This is a genomic window from Pseudomonas brassicae, assembly GCF_010671725.1.
GTDB lineage: Bacteria > Pseudomonadota > Gammaproteobacteria > Pseudomonadales > Pseudomonadaceae > Aquipseudomonas > Aquipseudomonas brassicae.
The window spans coordinates 1-3,248 of sequence record NZ_JAAHBU010000164.1 but is presented as its reverse complement, the minus strand read 5'-3'; the positions used below and the strand labels follow the sequence as shown (position 1 = coordinate 3,248).

General features: G+C 65.0%; 4 protein-coding genes. All 4 read right to left on the bottom strand.

Annotation, left to right across the window (positions count from 1 at the left end; translation table 11 throughout):
* A partial coding sequence (locus G3436_RS13195) for an acetyl-CoA carboxylase carboxyltransferase subunit beta (RefSeq protein WP_279538622.1) occupies positions 1 to 502 on the bottom strand: 502 nt, incomplete at its 3' end.
* A 262-nt stretch (positions 503 to 764) separates the two neighbouring features.
* Complete coding sequence (locus G3436_RS13190) at positions 765 to 1,385, bottom strand: phosphoribosylanthranilate isomerase (protein WP_163945587.1); 621 nt, start codon at positions 1,383 to 1,385, stop codon at positions 765 to 767.
* Between the two features lie 38 nt (positions 1,386 to 1,423).
* Entirely contained in the window at positions 1,424 to 2,269 is an 846-nt protein-coding gene (gene truA / locus G3436_RS13185; RefSeq protein ID WP_163945588.1) for a tRNA pseudouridine(38-40) synthase TruA, read from the bottom strand.
* A 118-nt stretch (positions 2,270 to 2,387) separates the two neighbouring features.
* On the bottom strand, positions 2,388 to 3,248 hold an 861-nt coding region (locus tag G3436_RS13180), incomplete at its 5' end, for a FimV C-terminal domain-containing protein (protein ID WP_279538621.1).

Here is a 3,248-nt window from a genome sequence, read left to right as displayed (position 1 = left end):
CACCGGAGGCGGAGAAGCAGATCATCGGGCAACGGTTTTCCAGGGCATGGTTGGCAGCCCGTACGAAACGCTCACCAACGATGGCGCCCATCGAACCGCCCATGAAGGAGAATTCGAAGGCGCTGACCACCACCGGCATGCCCAGCAGGGTGCCGCTCATGGAGATCAGCGCATCTTTCTCGCCGGTCTGCTTCTGTGCGCCGACCAGGCGGTCCTTATACTTCTTGCCGTCGCGAAACTTCAGACGGTCGACCGGTTCCAGGTCTGCACCCAGCTCGTTACGGCCTTCGGCATCGAGGAAGATGTCGATGCGCGCACGTGCGCCGATGCGCATGTGGTGGTTGCACTTGGGGCACACATCCAGGGTCTTTTCCAGCTCCGGACGATACAGCACGGCCTCGCAGGACGGGCACTTGTGCCACAGGCCTTCGGGTACCGAACTCTTCTTCACCTCGGAACGCATGATCGAAGGGATCAGTTTGTCTACCAACCAGTTGCTCATGCTTTCTTTCTCCAGTAGCGGCGACCGGCAGGCAAGAGTTGCCAGGTCGCGCGTATGCCCTTGAGCTCAATTCGTGTATGACGCGATGATCAAGCGGCTCCGGTGGTGCGCGTGCAGCGCGGTACCACCCTGATGCCCCTTGATCGTCAACCTGTAAAGGCGACGCCTGCGGCGCCACCCGATAATTTCCGGCAGCAATGGGCTGCGAAAGCTATGGACGATGGCGCACCGCCCGCCGTCACATCGGCCGTGCAGCCGGCCTTCATGCCTGGCGCACCGCGCGCATGAACGCCTCGATGCGCGCAGGGTCCTTGATGCCCTTGGCCTGCTCTACCCCACCGCTGACATCCACCGCGTACGGCTGCACCTGGGCGATGGCTGCGCCGACGTTGTCGGGCGACAGGCCACCGGCCAGGATGATCGGTTTGCTCAGGCGCTCGGGCACCAGCGACCAGTCGAAGGCTTCGCCGGTGCCACCCGGCACGCCGGCCACATAGGTGTCGAGCAGGATGCCGCTGGCGTTGGCGTAATGCCGGCACTGCGCCTGCAGGTCATCGCCCGGGCGTACCCGCAGGGCCTTGATCCAGGACCGGTTGAAGCCGTCACAGTCGGCGGGGGTTTCATCACCATGGAACTGCAGCAGGTCCAGCGGCACCGCCTCCAGCAGCTCGTTGAGCTCGCAGCGGCTGGCATTGACGAACAGCCCAACGGTGGTCACGAACGGCGGCAAGGCGGCGATGATCGCCCGCGCCTGCCGCACCGTCACCGCCCGCGGGCTCTTGGCATAGAACACCAGGCCGATGGCATCGGCCCCTGCCTCGGCCGCAGCCAGCGCATCCTCGATACGGGTAATCCCGCAGATCTTGCTGCGAACAGCGGACATGGCCTGTGAACCTCAGCTGAGCCGGAAAGTCCCGGATGTTAGCAAATGCCTTGCGGGCCGTCAGCCGTCAAAGACTCGTAGCCGGTGAGGAAGTGCGGCCCGATGAAGCGCTGGGGCAACTGGAACTCGTCGTGGTACTCCACCTGCACCAGGTACAGGCCGAACGGATGCGCCGTCACCCCGCCGGAACGCCGCACGCGGCTTTGCAGCACCTCACGTGCCCACTCCGGCGGCCGCTCGCCGGCACCGATGGTCATCAGCACCCCGGCAATGTTGCGCACCATGTGGTGCAGGAAGGCGCTGGCACGGATGTCCAGCACGATCATGTGCCCATGGCGGCTCACCCGCAGGTGGTGGATCTGCTTGACCGGCGACTTGGCCTGGCACTGGCCAGCGCGGTAGGCACTGAAGTCGTGGGTGCCGACCAGATAGGCCGCCGCCTCGGCCATGCGCTGCACGTCCAGCGGACGATGGTTCCAGGTGACCTGGTCACCCAGGTGCGCGGGGCGGATCTGGTCGTTGTAGATCACATAGCGATAGCGCCGGGCGATGGCCTTGAAGCGCGCATGGAAATTGGCCGGCATCTGCTGCGCCCAGGCCACGCTGACGTCATGCGGCAGGTTGATATTGGCGCCCATGGTCCAGGCCTTCATGCTGCGCACCGCCTGGGTATCGAAGTGCACCACCTGACCACTGGCATGCACGCCCGCATCGGTCCGCCCGGCACAGTGCAGCGACACCGGCGAATCGGCCACTTTGGACAGCGCTTCTTCCAGGGTCTGCTGCACGCTCAGCACGCCACTGGCCTGGCGTTGCCAGCCACGGTAGCGGGTGCCTTTGTATTCCACGCCCAGCGCGATTCTGAAATAGCCTTCGGCCGCCATTTCAGCAGCGGCGTTATCAATGATTTCCAAGGGGATACAGCCTGTCGGTTGGCACAATGGCGCGGATTATAACGACAACGGCAGCCACAAGGGCTGCGTCGGCCTTTCAGGAACGCGTTCAGTTCATCTGCGAACGCAGGTCGATGGCTTCCTTGCGCTGCGCTTCGGTGCCTTCCTTCATCACTTCGTCAAGGATGTCGCGCGCGCCGTCGTTGTCACCCATGTCGATGTAGGCACGTGCCAGGTCGAGCTTGGTCGCCGCCTCGTCGGTGCCGGCCAGGTAGTCGAACTCCGGTTCGTCGAGCAGCAGGTCGGCCGCATCATCGGCGGTGAAATGCGGTTCGATGGACGGCTGCTCCAGGCTTTGCGAAAGCTTGTCGAGTTCGGCGTTGACGTCGTCCAGCTCGGCCGTAAAGCTGTCGGCCAGCGGGTCCGGCTCGTCGGCCAGCGACAGGTCGAAATCGTCGGCCAGGGCCAGGTCCGGGAAGCTGTCGTCCAGCCCCAGCGATTCGTCGAATGCGGCAAGCTCCGCCTCGATGTCCAGCGGCGCTTCGGGCTGCGGCTCGGCGGCAGGCGGCACCGCGTCAAGCCCCATGTCCAGGTCGAAGTCGGCCAGGTCATCAAGGGTGGCAGCGGGCTCGACAGCGGGTTCGGCCGCAACGTCTGCCGGTGCAGCTACGGCCTCAGGCACAGGCTGCGGCTCGGCCTGCGCCTGGGTCTGCTCCTGCAGCAGGGTGTCGAAATCGAGGTCGTCGAGCGCAGCGATATCCGCCGGTGGCGTGGCTTGCGGCGCCTGCGGGTCATCCATGCCCAGGCCTTCGAGCCCGTCAAGGTCATCCAGGCTCAGGTCGAACGCGGTATCCAGGTCGTCTTCGCCGGGCAAGGCAACCTCGGCCTGCGGCTCGGGCTCGGGATCAGGCTCCAGGTCATCCTGCAGCAGTTCCTGCACGTACTGCGCATCCAGTTCGGCAGCCAGCGC